The sequence below is a fragment of the Nocardioides daeguensis genome, from assembly GCF_019192965.1.
Lineage (GTDB): Bacteria > Actinomycetota > Actinomycetes > Propionibacteriales > Nocardioidaceae > Nocardioides > Nocardioides daeguensis.
Genome location: NZ_JAHTKU010000023.1, coordinates 1 through 14,585, shown reverse-complemented (window position 1 = coordinate 14,585; position 14,585 = coordinate 1). Strand labels below are relative to the sequence as shown.

Here is a 14,585-nt window from a genome sequence, read left to right as displayed (position 1 = left end):
CATGACCCAGCACAGCGCAAGGGCAGAGGTGAAGATCTCCGCCGCACCCGGCCAGGTCTGGCGGGCCCTGACCGAGCCCGACCAGATCCGGGCCTACCTCTTCGGCGCGCAGGTCGACACCTCCTGGGAGCCGGGATCCCCCATCACCTGGCGGGGCGAGTACGACGGCCGTCCGTTCGAGGACAAGGGCGAGGTGCTCGAGGTCGAACCCGGGCGGCGTCTGGTGATGACCCACTTCAGCCCGCTCACGGGCAAGCCCGACAGACCCGAGAACTACCACCGCGTCACCTGGTCGGTCCGCGACGACGGCGACCGCACCGAGGTCAGCGTGGAGCAGTCGCTCACCGAGGGCGAGCAGGAGGGTCCGTCGAGGGAGAACTGGACCACCGTGCTCCGTCAGCTCAAGGAGCACGTCGAGCGCGGCTGACCGCTCCCGAGGTGTGATGGACCAGCAGCTCCTCGGCGAGCACCACGCCGGCGCTGTCGAGGGCGGGCGGATCCAGCACGGTCGCCGTCGGGCCCGCCGTGACGAGGAGCCGTCCGACCCGGTCCTCGACGGGCGGGAGCAGCTCGAGGTCGACGACCACGTCCCGCTCGTCGTCCTCGACGAAGGTGACCTGCTCGGCGTAGAAGTCCGCCACCCAGCGCGACTCCTGCGGCAGGAGGACCCGGACCCGAGTGGTGGCGCGCTGGCGGGCGAGCAGCTCCGCGACGTCGTCGGGTACGACGAAGGCACGGTCGAGCACCTCGGCCGAGCGGATGTTGGAGAGCAGATAGGTGCGGATCCGGCCCTGGTCGTCGACCGGGCCGGCGTCGACCTCCCAGCCTCGTCGGGTCTGCACCAGCCGGTACGGCTCGATCTCGCGCTCGGTGACGCCGGGCTCCCATGCGCGGGAGTAGACGATCCTGACCACCCGCTGCTCGTCCTGCGCCTGGCGCAGCTGCGGGAGCAGCCGGTTCCGGGCCGCGCCCCGCGACGACGAGCCGGCTCCCTCACCGGCGCCGGACATCTCGGAGACGGCCTCGGAGGCTGCCTCGCCGAACAGGGTGTGGGCGAGTACGTCGAGGGCCTCGGCGAGCTCGGTGTTGTCGGGCTCGATCTCGAGCAGCGCCTGCGCGGCGGCGTGGACGCGAGCGAGCTCGCCGGCGTCGACGTACTCCACGCCGAGGTCGATCGGGCTCTCCGAGACCAGTCGGACGAGGTCGGCCGTCCCGGGGTCCTCGGTGACGCCGTCGGGGCCGAGGAACTCCAGCACCTCGGGCCGCGAGAGGCCCCAGACACCGCCCACGTCGGCGGTGTAGAAGGCCAGCAGGTCCTCGCGGAGCTCGGCGACGGTGGTGTCGAACTCAGCGGCCAGGTCCTGCAGCGCGCGGCCGTCGGGGCTGGCGGCGAGGCGGGCGAAGACCTCGGGGAGGCGGGCGATCCGGCTGACGTACTTCGGGACGTTGCTCATGCTCCGGCCTCCTCGCCGCGCGCGGTCTCCAAGAAGGCGACCAGGTCCGCCTGGGCCTCCGGCGGCCCCACGACCCGGACCCGGTCGCCGATCTCGACCAGCCGGGCGTGCAGCGCCGCCTTGTGGGTCACCCGGTAGCGCAGCAGCACGTCGGCACCGTCGGGCTCGACGGCGAGCGGCTCCCCGAGCCAGCGGCGTACGTCGGGCTCGAAGTCGGCCGCTGTCCGCAGGGTCACCTCGACGGGCGGGTCGATCTCCCAAGACATCGGGTGCAGCGCGGCGTGCCGGGTGGGCGGCAGCGGCCGGGCGCTCCGGGGGGCGTCGATGTCGACGTCGAGCATCCGGGAGACCACGAAGGTCTTCAGCCGCCGGTCGGGGTCGGGGTCCTCGACGCCGCGCAGGTACCACACGCCGTTCTCGGTGCGGACCGACTCGGGGTGCACGACCCGCTCGACGCCCTTGTAGTCGAAGCGCAGCAGCCGCTGGTCGCGCACCGCGTCGACCACCAGCCGCAGCGCCGCAGGGACGGAGAGCTGGATCGTCGCGCCGGTGGTCTCCCCCGCCTCCGCCGCGGGCGCCAGCCCGAGCCGCTGCACCAGGTCGCCGTTGTCGGCAAGCAGCATCGCGCGCCGCAGTGCGGCCTGCTGGCCGAGCGAGAGCCGCACCCGGAGCCGGTTGTCGACGGTCCTCATCCGGTAGACCGCGCCCTGCCCGGCGGGCGCGATGTTCTCGATCCGCCAGCCCTGGTGCTCGAGGTGCCGGATGTCGCGCTTGAGCTGGTCGTGGCCCGGCGTGTCCGGGAAGCCGGCCACCGCGTTGAGCTTCTCGGCGCTGACCCCCAGCTCGGGGTGCGCCTGCAGCATGGCGGCGATCCGAACCAGCCGCTCCATCGGTCCGCGCTGGTCCCGTCCCGGGTTCGCCACCGCCGTCCTCCTGTCTCGTGCCGCCGTGCGCGATGTGTCAGCCGGCGAAGCTGCCGTGCCGGCCCGCTCCGCCGGCGAAGCGCGTCGCCCCCGCGAGGGTATCGGCGTCGAGGGAGCGCAGCCCGTGCTCCCACTCCACAGCCAGGGCGTCGTCGAGGTCCAGCCCGTGCTGCCCGTACGACGACAGGCGGTCCTCGCGCAGACAGGTCTGCGGGAAGCCGGCGATCTGGGTGGCCAGCGCCACCGCCTCCTCCAGCGCCGCGCCGGGGGCGGAGACCCGGTTGGCCAGGCCCATCCGGTGCGCCTCCTCGGCGCCCACCTCGCGCCCGGTGAGGATCAGGTCGAGCGCGTGGGAGTGGCCGATGAGACGGGGCAGCCGGATGGTCCCGCCGTCGATGAGCGGGACGCCCCAGCGCCTGCAGAAGACACCGAAGGCGGCGGCGGGGTCGGCGACCCGCAGGTCGCACCACAGCGCGAGCTCGAGGCCGCCGGCGACGGCGTACCCGTCGACGGCGGCGATCACCGGCTTCGACAGCAGCATCCGGGTCGGGCCCATGCCGGCGGGACCGGCGTCCGGGCCGTCGCCGGGAGCGCCGACGTCGACCCGCCCCTCGGCGACCGCCTTGAGGTCGGCGCCGGCGCAGAACACTCCGCCGGCGCCGTGCAGGACGGCGACCGCGGCGCTCTCGTCGGCGTCGAACGCCGTGAACGCCTCGGTCAGCAGCCGCGCGTGCTCGGCGTCGACGGCGTTGCGCACCTCGGGCCGGGACAGCGTGACGACGGTGACGGGACCGCGCTTCTCCACCTCGACGGACATGGTCCGAGCCTAGAGGCCACGTCTCACGCCGCAGACCGGCCGATGGCGCACCCGGAGAGCCGACCAGGGGCGACGCCTTCGCGCCGACCCGAGGGCGTCACAGGTACAGACCGGCCGCCTCGTCGCCGAGCCGGTCGGCGGCGACCGCGTGGATGTCGCGCTCGCGCATGACGACGTACACCTCGCCGGAGACCTCGACCTCGGCCTTGTCCTCGGGGTCGTAGAGCACGCGGTCGCCGGCCACCACGGAGCGGCAGTGGGGGCCGACCGCGACCACGCGGGACCAGGCCAGGCGACGCGCACCCATCGCGGCGGTCGCCGGGATGACGATGCCGCCGGACGAGCGGCGCTCACCGGCCTCGCTGTCGGCCTCGCACAGGATGCGGTCGTGCAGCATCTTGATGGGGGTCTTGTCGGACACGGGCGCGTTCAACCTCGGAGCAGGTTCAGTGGGTGATCTTGCGCAGCACGGCGAACAGCGCGATCACGCCGACGACCCCGCCGACCGTCTTGAGGATGTTGTCGGTGCGCGGCTCCCCAGTCGCGGCGTCGACGTAGTACGCCTTCAGCTGCGCGACCTCGCGGCTCACGATGGTCTTGGGGTGCGAGCGGTACAGCAGCTGGTCGATCGTGCCCGCGAGGCGCTCACGGGCCTCCTCGATCTCGCGCTCGATGTCAGAGGGAGTCTCACTCACCCGGGCAGGCTATCAATGCCGATGTTCCTGGGGTCGAACCCCCACGGGAGTTCCAGTCGGTGGGCATGCATGAGGGCCTCGTCGGTCAGCACGTCGTACGTCGTCCCGTCGGCCACCACCCGGCCGTCGCTGAGCACCACCGACCGCGGGCACAGCTCCAGCGCGTAGGGCAGGTCGTGGGTGACCATCAGCAGGGTCACCTCGAGGCTGCGCAGGATGTCGGCGAGCTCGCGGCGCGACGCGGGGTCGAGGTTCGAGCTGGGCTCGTCGAGGACCAGGATCTCCGGCTCCATGGCCAGCACGGTCGCCACCGCGACCCGCCGGCGCTGACCGAAGGAGAGGTGGTGGGGCGGCCGGTCGGCGAAGTCGGCCATCCCGACCTGCTCGAGCGCGCCCATCACCCGCCGGTCGAGGGCGGCACCCTTGAGGCCGAGGTTGGCGGGGCCGAAGGCGACGTCGGCGCGCACCGAGCCCATGAAGAGCTGGTCGTCGGGGTCCTGGAAGACGATGCCGACCCGGCGGCGGATCTCGAGCAGGTTCTTCTTCGTCACCGGCAGGCCACTGACCGCGACGCTGCCCTCGCCGTGGCCGGTCTGACCGGACAGGATGCCGTTGAGGTGGAGCACCAGGGTGGTCTTGCCGGCGCCGTTGGGCCCGAGCAGCGCCACCCGCTCAGCCCGGTGGACGTGCAGGTCGACGCCGAAGAGCGCCTGGTGACCGTCGGGATAGGCGAAGGCAAGACGCTGGACGTCGAGGACCGGTGTCACTGCACGGCCTCCGGCAGCTTTCCGTCGTACCCCCGGGACAGCATGGCGAGATGCACCCGCTCTCCCCTCTCGTAGGACCTGACGAACAGCGCGCCGAGCGTACGCGCCAACGCGGGCCAGTGCCGAGGCGACCGGGGGTCGACGCCGCGCGAGCGCATCGCGGTGACCATCCGCCCGAGGTCGCTGGTGACCACGTCGAGGTAGCGGATCATGAAGCCCATGATCTGCACCAGCAGGTCGGGCATCCGCAGCCGCTGCAGGCCGCGCAACACGTCGGCGGGCTCGGTCGTGGCGGCAAGCGTCAGCGACGCGAGCACACCGAGGGTGCCTTTGGCGACCAGTCCCCACGCGCCCAGCAGCCCCGACTCCGAGAGCGACAGCTCCCACCCGCCGACGGGTACGACGACCCGCGGGCCCTCGGCGACCAGCGGCATGAGCGCGGCGAAGACGAGGAAGGGCACCTCGACGACCATCCGCGGCAGCAGGTAGCCCAGCGGCACCTGGGCCAGCAGCACGACGCCGAGCAGGACCGCGAGGTAGGCGCCGAAGACCGGGTACCACTCGCGCGGCGTGGCGACCACCGTCAGCACGAACCCGAGCAGGAGCAGGATCTTCAGGTGCGCGGGCGCGCGGTGCACCACGGAGTGCCCGTGGAAGTGCAGCCGGTGGCCGTGCCCCGCGCCCACGGGTCAGTCCTGCTGCTCGGCCGGGGGGCGCCGGCGCAGCACCCAGAACAGGCCGCCGCCGAGGCCGAGGGTGAGCAGGACGCCGGCCACGCCCGCGATCCCCCCGCTCAGCCGGGCGTCGTCGACACCCTCGGTGCTGTAGTCGGCGAACGGGCTGCCGGTGTCGACCGGCTCCTTCGCCGAGTCGAGGAAGCCGGTCCGGTGGGCGACGTACTCCAGGCCGTCGGGGTGGCTGCTGGCGTAGTAGCTGCCGACCCCCGCGACGAGGAGGGCGACGAACAGACCGATGACGAGGAAGCGACGGTTCTTCACGCGACGACCTCCCCGGCGAGCAGCGGGCGCCGGCCGGCGAGCCCGCGTGCGCCGTGGACCAGGTCGGGCCGGGAGGCGACGACGGCGCTGACCACCAGCCCGGTGATCACCGCCTCGCCGAGGCCGATGACGAGGTGCCAGCCGACCATGGCGGCGAACACCTTGCCCGTGGCGATGTCGGCGGTGCCGCCGATCGCGAACAGCACGCTGAACACGGTCGCCGCCGCGGGGACGGAGACGAACGCGCCGAGCGCCGCGGCGAGGGGCACCGAGCCGAGCTTGCGGGGCAGCACGGCGAGGGCGAGCCGGAAGGCGCCGTACCCGACGAACACGCCGACCAGGCCCATGAGGGTGATGTTGGTGCCGAGCGCGGTCAGGCCGCCGTCGGCCATGAACAGGCTCTGCACGAGGAGGACGACGCTGATGCACAGCGCGCCGGTCCACGGCCCGACCAGGACCGCGGCGAGCGCGCCCCCCAGGAGGTGACCGCTGGTCCCGGCTCCGACCGGGAAGTTGATCATCTGGCCGGCGAACACGAAGGCGGCCACGAGGCCCGCCATCGGCGCAGTCCGGTCGTCGAGCTCCGCGCGCGCCTTGCGCAGCGCGACGCCCACGCCGGCGGCGGCGACGACGCCGGTCGCGACCGACGTCGGCGCGTCGAGGAAGCCGTCGGGGACGTGCATGGGGGGCACCTGCCTCGATCCGGTGTTCGGATACCCGACACCGGGGTAGTTAGATGGTCACGAGCACGACCCACCTTATTGCATGTAGTTTGCAACAGCGCCACCGCGTCAGGAGAAACCGATGAGCGACCAGGCCAGGCTGTCCGCGGGCGATCCCGCGCCGGACTTCTCCCTCGCGTCGGACGACGGCACCGAGGTGGACCTCTACGACCTGCTCGAGCAGGGCCGGAAGGTCATCGTGTACTTCTACCCCGCCGCGATGACGCCGGGCTGCACCAAGCAGGCCTGCGACTTCACCGACTCCCTCGACGCGCTCCAGGGCGCGGGCTACACCGTCGTCGGCATCTCGAAGGACCCCACGACGAAGCTCGCGAAGTTCCGCGAGCGCGACAACCTGACGATCACGCTGCTCTCCGACCCCGAGCTGGCGGTCCACCGCACCTACGGCGCGTACGGCGAGAAGAAGCTCTACGGCAAGGTCGTCGAGGGCGTCATCCGCTCGACCTTCGTGGTCGGCACCGACGGCAAGGTCGAGCTCGCGCAGTACAACGTCAAGGCGACCGGCCACGTGGCCAAGCTCCGCCGCGACCTCGGTCTCGCCTAGTCCGTTCCGCTCCCCCGCTCCCCCGCCTGCCCACCCGAACCCGCCCGTACGTAACTGAAGGACACCGCCCGATGAAGCTCCACCAGTCGCTCGCCGAGCTCGCCCGCGACCACGGCACCACGCTGTTCCGCGACGCGACCGCGTTCCGCGGCTCCCTCGACGACTACCTCGACGAGGGCCAGGCGTCCGCGGGGACGATCAACCTGCTCACCGACGCGGTCCGGCTCGGCGCCCTCGACGGGCTGGTCACGATGCTCGACAGCGGCGCCAACCCGGCCGACGCCGTCGAGTCCGCCGGCCAGCGCCTGGCCCGCGACCGCGGCAGCGCCGACGTGCGCGGCTGCCAGTGGGCGATCGCGGTCCTCGGCTTCGCGCTGGGCAAGGTGCCCGAGTCGCTGGTCGAGGGGCTCGACCCTGATGCCGCCACGTCGACCCCGCCCGGCTTCGGCCCCGGCGGCACCGCGCCGAACCAGCCGCCGGTCACCTCCCCGGTCGCCTCGCCGGTCGCCTCGCCGTACCCGGCGCCCGCGCAGCAGCCGATCGTGTCGCCGCCGCACCAGCCCACCCCGCCGTCGTACGCCGCCCCGGGCCAGGCGTCCTGGGGGCAGCCGACACCGCCGAAGAAGAAGTCCAGCACCGGTTTCGTCGTCGCCGCGATCGCGGTCGCGCTCGTCGTCATCGTGGCCGGCATCATCGGCATCATCGCGATCGCCGGCAGCGACGACGAGAAGAAGGCCTCCGACCCGGCCTCGGAGACCACGAAGACCACCGACAGCACCGACTCGCCCACCGACGAGCCCACCGACGACGCGAGCGCCAGCGGCAACAACGCGACCGGCACGGGCTACGAGACCGAGCTGCCCGACGGCTGGGTCGACGGCACCGCGGACTTCACCGCGCAGAACCCGGGCCTGAGCACGCTCGACCGGGTGTTCATCTGGGGCGCGACGTTCAACACCGCTCGCGGCAACGTGATCGTGGAGACCCAGTCGGCCTACGGCTCGACCGACCCGAACGACCTCGCGGACGACTGGAAGACCGCGCTGACCGACGGCGACGAGACCGCGTACGCGACTGACATCGACGACACCACCATCGGCGGCGAGACGGCGCTCGGCGTCGACATCACCCGGACCAACGAGAACGGCATCGACGTCGCCCAGCGGTCCTACCTCGTGATCAGCGGCGACACGGCGTACTCGATCACCGTCTCGCTCAAGGACGGCGACGACGACGTGCTCACCCGCTTCGACGAGATCCTCGGCTCCTGGCAGTGGACGCAGTAGCGGCGGCCCGCGGGTCGGCGGAGCGGGCGTCCTAGACTCGTCCCGCTCACGCCGGAGTGGTGGAACTGGCAGACACGCGGCACTTAGGATGCCGTGCCTTCGGGTGTGCGGGTTCGAGTCCCGCCTTCGGCACCGATCAGGACGACGCGGACAGCAGCTGCGCCACCAGGGGCGCGACCTCGCGCAGGGCCTTCCCGCGGTGCGAGATCGCGTCCTTGTCCTCGCGGGACAGCTCGGCGGTGGTGACGCCCGGGCGGTCGGCGGCGACGAACAGGACGTCGTAGCCGAACCCGCCGGTGCCGCGGACCTCCCGGACGACGTGCCCGTCCATCCGGCCCTCGACGACGATCTCGCGGCCGTCGGGGTGGACGACGGCGACGGCGCACACGAAGTGGGCCGTACGACGCTCGTCGGGGACGTCGTGCAGCTGGGCGAGCAGCAGCTCGTTGTTGCGCTCGTCGCTCTTGGGCGGGCCCGACCACCGGGCCGAGAGCACACCGGGCATGCCGTTGAGGGCGTCGACGCACAGGCCGGAGTCGTCGGCGAGCGTCGGCAGACCGGTGGCGGCGACACCCGCGCGGGCCTTGAGCAGGGCGTTGCCCTCGAAGGTCGGCTGGTCCTCGACCGGCTCCTCGAACGGCGCGACGTCGTCGAGGCCGACCACCTCGACGGCCGTCATCTGCTCGGCCAGGATCCGGCGCATCTCCTCGAGCTTCTTGGCGTTGCGGGACGCGACGAGCACCTTGGTTTCGAGGCTCGCTGGCGCTCGCACCTCAACCACCGAGTTCCAGGGCCTCGCGCTGCAGCCGCGTGAGGTCGGCGCAGCCCTTCTCGGCCAGCGCGAGAAGCGCGTCGAGCTCGGCCCGGTCGAAGGCGACGCCCTCGGCGGTGCCCTGGACCTCGACGAACTTGCCGTCGCCGGTCATCACGACGTTCATGTCGGTCTCGGCGCGGACGTCCTCGACGTAGGGCAGGTCGAGGCGCGGCACGCCGTCGATGATGCCGACGCTGACGGCGGCCACCGACCCGGTGAGCGCGCTGGGCACCCGCAGCTTGGCGCAGGCGTCGGCCAGGGCGACGTACGCGCCGGTGATGGCGGCGGTACGGGTGCCGCCGTCGGCCTGGAGGACGTCGCAGTCGATCTGGATGGTGTTCTCGCCGAGCGCCTTGTCGTCGATGACGGCGCGCAGGGATCGGCCGATCAGCCGGCTGATCTCGTGGGTGCGGCCACCGATGCGACCCTTGACCGACTCGCGGTCCGAGCGGGTGTTGGTGGCGGCCGGGAGCATGGCGTACTCGGCGGTGACCCAGCCGAGCCCCGAGCCCTTGCGCCACCGCGGCACGCCCTCGGACGCGGACGCCGCGCAGAGCACGCGGGTCCGACCGAACTCCACCAGCACCGAGCCGGCGGGGTGGTCGAGCCAGTTGCGGGTGATCTTGATCGGGCGCAGCTCGTCGTCGGCGCGGCCGTCCTCACGGGTGCTCATGGGCCCAACCTACCGAGCGCTCAGCGGGCGACCGCGAGCGCCCGGCGGACCGCCCACGGCCCGAGGTCGCGGGCCCGGCGGCCGAACCAGGGCGCGCCCTCGGTGACCATCCACGCGACGTCGCGGCGCCAGCTCGGCGAACAGCCGCCGCCCCGCTCGAGGCTCGGCAGCGGGAAGTCGAATCCGGCCGCGTGCAGCCGCTCGCCCCAGGCGCGCGCCAGCGCCCGGTGGCCCAGCTCGGAGGGGTGGAAGCGGTCGATCGACCAGCAGGTCCGGTCCCGCACCTCGGGCATGAGGGCGAGGTCGAGCCGGAGGCCGCCGTACGTCGCGTGCAGGTCGTCGTAGACCTCGTTGACGAGCGCGATCCGCTCCGCCATCGGCCGCACGACGACCCGCGGCAGCCCGAGCAGCGCGGCGTGGTCGTGCCAGCGGACGGTCATCAGGGTGGCGCCTCCACCGACCAGCGCGCCGGCGACCTCGGCGAGGTCGGCATGCAGCCGCTCCGGGTCCCAGGTCGAGCGGAGCGTGTCGTTGACGCCGACCGGCAGCGAGGCGAGGTCGGGGCGGTGCGCGAGCGCCTCGGCGAGCTGCTGCTCGCGCACGCTCGCGGCGGTGGCCCCGGAGCGGGCCACGTTGCAGAACGAGACGTCGTACGACGCCTGCAACGCCTCGGCCAGCAGCCGGGCCCAGCCCCGCCACCCGCCACCCGGGAGCGGGTCACCGAGACCGACGGTGGTGCTGTCGCCGAGAGCGGCGAGGCGGAGGTATCCGTTGCCCACGCCACAGCACCGTGGCGGAGCCCGCTACGCGCAGGCTCCGCCACGGTGACGTGTCCGGCAACCTTCGATGAAGGGCCGGGGCTGTTCCGGGAGAGCTACTTGAACTCGATGCGCAGCAGCCGCAGCGTGCCGAGGACGAGAGGGACCACCAACCACAGGAAGCCGGCAGTGGCGAACTGGGCCCACTCCTCGCCGGAGGGCTGGAAGTCACCGGTGAGCAGCGGCGCTTGGGCGGTGTTGAACTCGATCCAAGGCGCGACCTTCTCGAAGCCGCTGCTGAGCGCGCTCAGGATGCCGGCGGCGATCGGGAGGATCAGGCTGTAGGCGAAGTACACGACGATGCCGGCCGGGGTGTTCATCAGCAGCATCGCGATGGCGAAGCCGACGAAGATGCCGATCAGGTTGGCGAGGACGAAGCCGTTGAACAGCAGGTTGCCGTCGACCGACCAGTCGGGCGCGCCGCCGGTCACCGCACCGATGCCGGTGAACACGACGGCCAGCAGCGCAGCCAGCACCATGACCACGGCAGCGAGGCTGATGCCGGCGAGGAACTTCGCGGCCACGACGCGCGAGCGTTGCGGCTCGAGTGTGAAGGTGACCAGACCGTTGCGCTGGGACTGCTCGCTGGTGACCAGCATGATGATCAGGATCGGCAGGAAGTAGCCGAGGACGCCGCCTGCGATCGGCAGCATGTCGTCGAGGTTCTTCGAGCCGTCGGGGGCGGCGAGGGTGTAGATCAGCAGAACCGCGCAGACAAGCCCGACGATCGAGGTCGCGAACCAGAAGCCCGCGCGGGTGTCGATCGCCTTGCGAAGCTCCACCCCGACCAGGCGGCTCAGCGGGGTGCGCGGGGTACCTGAGATGTCCAGGGTCGGGACGGCTGTGCTGCTCATGCGGGGATACCTCCGGGGGTCGGGGCGCCGAAGCCGGCGACGGCCTCGCGGGCGTCGGCCGAGGTCAGCTCGAGGAAGAGGTCCTCCAGGCCGGCACCGCCGGACCGGAGGTCGGTGAGGACGACACCGGCGGCCAGGGCGGCACGGCCGACCTGCTCGGGGCTCGCCTGCACCTTGAGGCCGGGGCCGGCGGGCTCGACGCCGTGGCCAGCGTGGGTCAGCGCCGCGCCGAGAGCGGTGTTGTCGAGCGAGGTGACCAGCGTGACCGGCGTGCCGTTGGCGCCGGCCAGCAGGGTCTCGCGGTCGCCCCGGGCGACGATCTTGCCGCGGCCGATGAGGATCATCTCGTCCGCGATCTGCTCGACCTCGTGCAGCAGGTGGCTGGACAGCAGGACGGTGCCGCCCCGGTCGGCGTACCCCTTGAGCAGGCCGCGCATCCAGCGGATGCCGGCCGGGTCCAGGCCGTTGGCCGGCTCGTCGAGGATGAGCACCGACGGGTCGCCGAGCAGCGCGTGGGCGATGCCGAGGCGCTGCTTCATGCCGAGCGAGTAGTTGCGCAGCCGGCGACCGGCCTCGTCGTCGGTGAGCCCGACCAGGGCGAGCATCTCGTCGACCCGGGTCTTCGGCAGACCCATGGTCTGCGCGGCGATCGCGAGGATCTCGCGGCCGCTGCGACCGACGTGCTGCGCCGACGCGTCGAGCAGGGTCCCGACGTGGCGGCCCGGGTTGGGGATGTCGTGGTAGCGCAGGCCACCGATCGTGACGTTGCCGCGGGTGGGGAGGCTCAGGCCGACCATGATCCGCATGGTGGTCGTCTTCCCCGCGCCGTTGGGGCCGAGGAAGCCGGTCACGCGGCCGGGCTGGCACGCAAAGCTGACGTCGTCCACGGCGGTGTACGCGCCGTAGGTCTTGGTGAGTCGATCAACGGTGATCATGGGGCCCAGCCTGCCCGACGCGGCCGACCCGCACACCGAACCGGCGTCGCGAGTCGCCCCGACCAAAGTAGGGGTCGCTCCGGCCCCGGGGCGCTGCCCGTCCCGATGGGGAGGCCCTAGCCTCGGAGCGTGGACACGCCGGAGGACTACCAGCCGCGCCTGCGTTGGTACAGCCAGGTCTGGCGCTACCTCCTGGCTCTCGCCATCGGACTGCTGGTGTGGACGCCGGTGATGAACGCCCAGCTCGACCGGAACCCGCTGCTGTTCTGGGGCGACCTCCTCGTGGGCCTGCTGGCCTTCGTGCTGGTCGCGTTCCGCCGCCGCTGGCCGTTCACGATCGCGGTGGTCACGATCCTGATGGCGCCCCTGAGCTCTCTGTCCGCCGGCCCGGCCGCCCTCGCCACCGTCTCCCTGGCGACCCGGCGCCGCTGGTGGCAGGTGATCACCGTCGGCGCGCTCAACGTGGTGTTCAGCCTGGTCTACTACGCCGTGCAGCCCAGCGACTCCGGCGACCCGTGGTGGGTGAACCTGGCCGTCACCGTCGCCGTGGTCCTGGCGATCACCGCGTGGGGCATGTTCATCGGCTCGCGCCGCGAGCTGGTGTGGACGTTGCGCCAGCGCGCCGAGACCGCCGAGGCCGAGCGCGACCTGCGCGCCGCGCAGGCCCGGTCCACCGAGCGTGCCCGGATCGCCCGGGAGATGCACGACGTGCTCGCCCACCGGATCTCCCAGATCTCGATGCACGCCGGCGCCCTCACCTTCCGCGAGGATCTGAGCGCCGACGAGATGCGCAGCAGCGTCGCGGTCATCCAGGCCAAGGCGCACGAGGCGCTGAGCGACCTGCGCGAGGTGCTCGGCGTGCTCCGCGACGTCGACGGCGCGCCCGGCACCGGTCCGCTGACCGGGCCGCAACCGACCTACTGCGACCTCGACGCCCTCGTCGCGGACGCCCGCCGCGCCGGCACCGCCGTCGAGTACGACGACGCGCTGTCCTCCGGCGAGGACCTGCCCGAGGCGGTGGGCCGCACCGTGTACCGGATCGTGCAGGAGGGCATCACCAACGCCGGCAAGCATGCACCGGCGGCGATGCTGCGGATCCGGGTCGGCGGCTCCCCTGCCGACGGCGTCGAGGTGGCGCTGCACAACGCGCTGGGGTTCGGCCCCACCCACACACCCGGCGCCGGCCTGGGGCTGGTCGGTCTCACCGAGCGGGCCGAGCTGCGCGGGGGCACGCTGACCCACGGCATCGAGCGCGCCACGACGACCGGCGCCCCGGACCAGTTCGTGCTGCGCGCATGGCTACCGTGGACCGCCGAGCAGGAGGCATCCTTGTGACCGACCAGATCCGCGTCCTCGTCGTCGACGACGACCCGCTGGTGCGCTCCGCGCTCACCCTGATGCTCGGCGGGCAGGCCGACATCGCGGTCGTCGGCGAGGCGCCCGACGGGCGCGCCGGCATCGCCCTGGCCCGCGAGCTGCGGCCCAACGTGGTCCTGATGGACATCCGGATGCCGGTCCTCGACGGCTTGGCCGCGACCCGGGTCCTGCACGCCGACCCGCAGCCGCCGCGGGTGATCGTGCTGACCACCTTCGACGCCGACGACTACGTCGTCGGGGCGTTGGCAGCCGGCGCCGACGGCTTCCTGCTCAAGGACACCGCTCCCCCGGAGATCGTCGCCGCCCTGCGGAAGGTCGCCGACGGCGACCCGATGCTCTCCCCGTCGGTCACCCGGACCCTGATCGAACGGGTCCGCACCGATTCCGGCGACAGCCGCGCCAGCGACGCCCAGCGCCGCCTGGACCGGCTGACCGAGCGCGAGCTCGAGGTCGCCGGCGCCGTCGGCCGCGGGCTGTCCAACGCCGAGATCGCCCGCGAGCTCCACCTGTCGGTCCCGACCGTGAAGGGCCACGTGTCGAAGCTGTTCGAGAAGCTGGAGACCACCAACCGGGTCCAGATCGCGCTGACCATCGAGGCCGCCCGCAGGTGAGCCTGCGAACCTGCGGTGAGCGGCCGAAGGTCGAGGAGCGCCGGCGAGCTCGCGCAGCGAAGCAAGCGAGGTCGTGGCGCGTCACGAGACTGTGAGGATTCCTTTGCAGCCTGATCAGTGATGGGCTGTGGGGCGGTGACCGCGGGTGTACTCATCTCGAGACTGGCTTCGTGCCTTGAAGTGGACTTGTCCGCTCGTGGTTGCCGGCCCCGGCCCGGGTTGGAGCGACTGGCCTGATCAGGAGCTTGACCGACCGGCGTGAACGGCGCCTGTCGT

General features: G+C 72.5%; 19 protein-coding genes and 1 tRNA gene. 6 read left to right on the top strand and 14 right to left on the bottom strand.

Annotated elements, in window-relative coordinates; translation table 11 throughout:
• Nucleotide 1 precedes the first annotated feature (1 nt).
• Nucleotides 2-427 carry an SRPBCC domain-containing protein gene (locus tag KU893_RS19095; RefSeq protein ID WP_218235984.1) on the top strand — a complete coding sequence of 142 codons (426 nt, stop codon included), beginning with the start codon at nt 2-4 and terminating at the stop codon, nt 425-427.
• Here KU893_RS19095 and KU893_RS19090 read toward each other — a convergent pair.
• From KU893_RS19090 to KU893_RS19050, 9 genes are all read right to left on the bottom strand, one after another.
• Nucleotides 402-1,454 (bottom strand): helix-turn-helix transcriptional regulator, encoded by a 1,053-nt coding sequence (locus KU893_RS19090; protein WP_218235983.1) that lies wholly within the window; start codon nt 1,452-1,454, stop codon nt 402-404. The genes KU893_RS19095 and KU893_RS19090 overlap by 26 nt on opposite strands.
• Complete coding sequence (locus tag KU893_RS19085; protein ID WP_218235982.1) at nt 1,451-2,377, bottom strand: WYL domain-containing protein; 927 nt, start codon at nt 2,375-2,377, stop codon at nt 1,451-1,453. Before KU893_RS19085 ends, KU893_RS19090 begins: the two co-directional genes overlap by 4 nt.
• A gap of 37 nt (nt 2,378-2,414) precedes the next feature.
• Nucleotides 2,415-3,194: a crotonase/enoyl-CoA hydratase family protein gene (locus KU893_RS19080; RefSeq protein ID WP_218235981.1), complete on the bottom strand. Its 780-nt coding sequence runs from the start codon at nt 3,192-3,194 to the stop codon at nt 2,415-2,417.
• Nucleotides 3,195-3,291: 97 nt separating this feature from the next.
• A complete protein-coding gene (locus KU893_RS19075) occupies nt 3,292-3,615 on the bottom strand; it encodes a GroES family chaperonin (protein WP_425575266.1) in 324 nt (107 codons plus the stop codon).
• Between the two features lie 25 nt (nt 3,616-3,640).
• Nucleotides 3,641-3,889, bottom strand: a complete 249-nt coding sequence (locus KU893_RS19070; protein ID WP_218235980.1) for a DUF3618 domain-containing protein — start codon at nt 3,887-3,889, stop codon at nt 3,641-3,643.
• Nucleotides 3,886-4,656, bottom strand: coding sequence for an energy-coupling factor ABC transporter ATP-binding protein (locus tag KU893_RS19065; RefSeq protein ID WP_218235979.1), 771 nt, complete (start codon nt 4,654-4,656; stop codon nt 3,886-3,888). Before KU893_RS19065 ends, KU893_RS19070 begins: the two co-directional genes overlap by 4 nt.
• Nucleotides 4,653-5,342, bottom strand: a complete 690-nt coding sequence (gene cbiQ, locus KU893_RS19060) for a cobalt ECF transporter T component CbiQ (RefSeq protein ID WP_218235978.1) — start codon at nt 5,340-5,342, stop codon at nt 4,653-4,655. The genes KU893_RS19065 and cbiQ overlap by 4 nt, the downstream gene beginning before the upstream one ends.
• A gap of 3 nt (nt 5,343-5,345) precedes the next feature.
• On the bottom strand, nt 5,346-5,654 hold the full coding sequence (locus tag KU893_RS19055) for a PDGLE domain-containing protein (RefSeq protein ID WP_218235977.1): 309 nt from the start codon (nt 5,652-5,654) through the stop codon (nt 5,346-5,348).
• Nucleotides 5,651-6,337: an energy-coupling factor ABC transporter permease gene (locus KU893_RS19050; RefSeq protein ID WP_218235976.1), complete on the bottom strand. Its 687-nt coding sequence runs from the start codon at nt 6,335-6,337 to the stop codon at nt 5,651-5,653. Before KU893_RS19050 ends, KU893_RS19055 begins: the two co-directional genes overlap by 4 nt.
• 121 nt (nt 6,338-6,458) lie before the next feature.
• Here KU893_RS19050 and bcp point away from each other — a divergent pair, with 121 nt between their 5' ends.
• The 3 genes from bcp to KU893_RS19035 all read left to right on the top strand — a co-directional run bounded on the left by bcp (nt 6,459) and on the right by KU893_RS19035 (nt 8,359).
• The gene (bcp, locus tag KU893_RS19045; RefSeq protein WP_218235975.1) at nt 6,459-6,941 is read left to right on the top strand and encodes a thioredoxin-dependent thiol peroxidase; all 483 of its coding nucleotides are present in this window, start codon (nt 6,459-6,461) and stop codon (nt 6,939-6,941) included.
• A gap of 71 nt (nt 6,942-7,012) precedes the next feature.
• Nucleotides 7,013-8,227, top strand: coding sequence for a hypothetical protein (locus KU893_RS19040; protein ID WP_218235974.1), 1,215 nt, complete (start codon nt 7,013-7,015; stop codon nt 8,225-8,227).
• A 50-nt stretch (nt 8,228-8,277) separates the two neighbouring features.
• Nucleotides 8,278-8,359, top strand: a tRNA-Leu gene (locus KU893_RS19035).
• Nucleotides 8,360-8,363: 4 nt separating this feature from the next.
• Here the strand turns inward: KU893_RS19035 and rdgB are convergent.
• The 5 genes from rdgB to KU893_RS19010 all read right to left on the bottom strand — a co-directional run bounded on the left by rdgB (nt 8,364) and on the right by KU893_RS19010 (nt 12,321).
• Nucleotides 8,364-8,969, bottom strand: coding sequence for an RdgB/HAM1 family non-canonical purine NTP pyrophosphatase (gene rdgB / locus KU893_RS19030; protein ID WP_257441543.1), 606 nt, complete (start codon nt 8,967-8,969; stop codon nt 8,364-8,366).
• 31 nt (nt 8,970-9,000) lie between these two features.
• Nucleotides 9,001-9,714, bottom strand: a complete 714-nt coding sequence (gene rph / locus KU893_RS19025) for a ribonuclease PH (RefSeq protein ID WP_218235973.1) — start codon at nt 9,712-9,714, stop codon at nt 9,001-9,003.
• A gap of 20 nt (nt 9,715-9,734) precedes the next feature.
• Nucleotides 9,735-10,493: an SGNH/GDSL hydrolase family protein gene (locus KU893_RS19020; RefSeq protein ID WP_218235972.1), complete on the bottom strand. Its 759-nt coding sequence runs from the start codon at nt 10,491-10,493 to the stop codon at nt 9,735-9,737.
• Between the two features lie 95 nt (nt 10,494-10,588).
• Nucleotides 10,589-11,386 (bottom strand): ABC-2 transporter permease, encoded by a 798-nt coding sequence (locus KU893_RS19015; RefSeq protein ID WP_218235971.1) that lies wholly within the window; start codon nt 11,384-11,386, stop codon nt 10,589-10,591.
• Nucleotides 11,383-12,321, bottom strand: coding sequence for an ABC transporter ATP-binding protein (locus KU893_RS19010; RefSeq protein WP_218235970.1), 939 nt, complete (start codon nt 12,319-12,321; stop codon nt 11,383-11,385). Before KU893_RS19010 ends, KU893_RS19015 begins: the two co-directional genes overlap by 4 nt.
• A 129-nt stretch (nt 12,322-12,450) precedes the next feature.
• On the opposite strand from KU893_RS19010, the gene KU893_RS19005 reads away from it, so the two are divergent.
• Nucleotides 12,451-13,656: a histidine kinase gene (locus KU893_RS19005; protein WP_218235969.1), complete on the top strand. Its 1,206-nt coding sequence runs from the start codon at nt 12,451-12,453 to the stop codon at nt 13,654-13,656.
• Nucleotides 13,653-14,309 carry a response regulator gene (locus tag KU893_RS19000; protein ID WP_257441541.1) on the top strand — a complete coding sequence of 219 codons (657 nt, stop codon included), beginning with the start codon at nt 13,653-13,655 and terminating at the stop codon, nt 14,307-14,309. Before KU893_RS19005 ends, KU893_RS19000 begins: the two co-directional genes overlap by 4 nt.
• The last annotated feature ends 276 nt before the right edge of the window (nt 14,310-14,585 follow it).

Coding starts and splice junctions, on each gene's coding strand:
- KU893_RS19095 (WP_218235984.1), top strand. CDS start 2: ATGACCCAGCACAGCGCAAGGGCAGAGGTGAAGATCTCCGCCGCACCC.
- KU893_RS19090 (WP_218235983.1), bottom strand. CDS start 1,454: ATGAGCAACGTCCCGAAGTACGTCAGCCGGATCGCCCGCCTCCCCGAG.
- KU893_RS19080 (WP_218235981.1), bottom strand. CDS start 3,194: ATGTCCGTCGAGGTGGAGAAGCGCGGTCCCGTCACCGTCGTCACGCTG.
- KU893_RS19050 (WP_218235976.1), bottom strand. CDS start 6,337: ATGCACGTCCCCGACGGCTTCCTCGACGCGCCGACGTCGGTCGCGACC.
- bcp (WP_218235975.1), top strand. CDS start 6,459: ATGAGCGACCAGGCCAGGCTGTCCGCGGGCGATCCCGCGCCGGACTTC.
- KU893_RS19040 (WP_218235974.1), top strand. CDS start 7,013: ATGAAGCTCCACCAGTCGCTCGCCGAGCTCGCCCGCGACCACGGCACC.
- rph (WP_218235973.1), bottom strand. CDS start 9,714: ATGAGCACCCGTGAGGACGGCCGCGCCGACGACGAGCTGCGCCCGATC.
- KU893_RS19015 (WP_218235971.1), bottom strand. CDS start 11,386: ATGAGCAGCACAGCCGTCCCGACCCTGGACATCTCAGGTACCCCGCGC.
- KU893_RS19010 (WP_218235970.1), bottom strand. CDS start 12,321: ATGATCACCGTTGATCGACTCACCAAGACCTACGGCGCGTACACCGCC.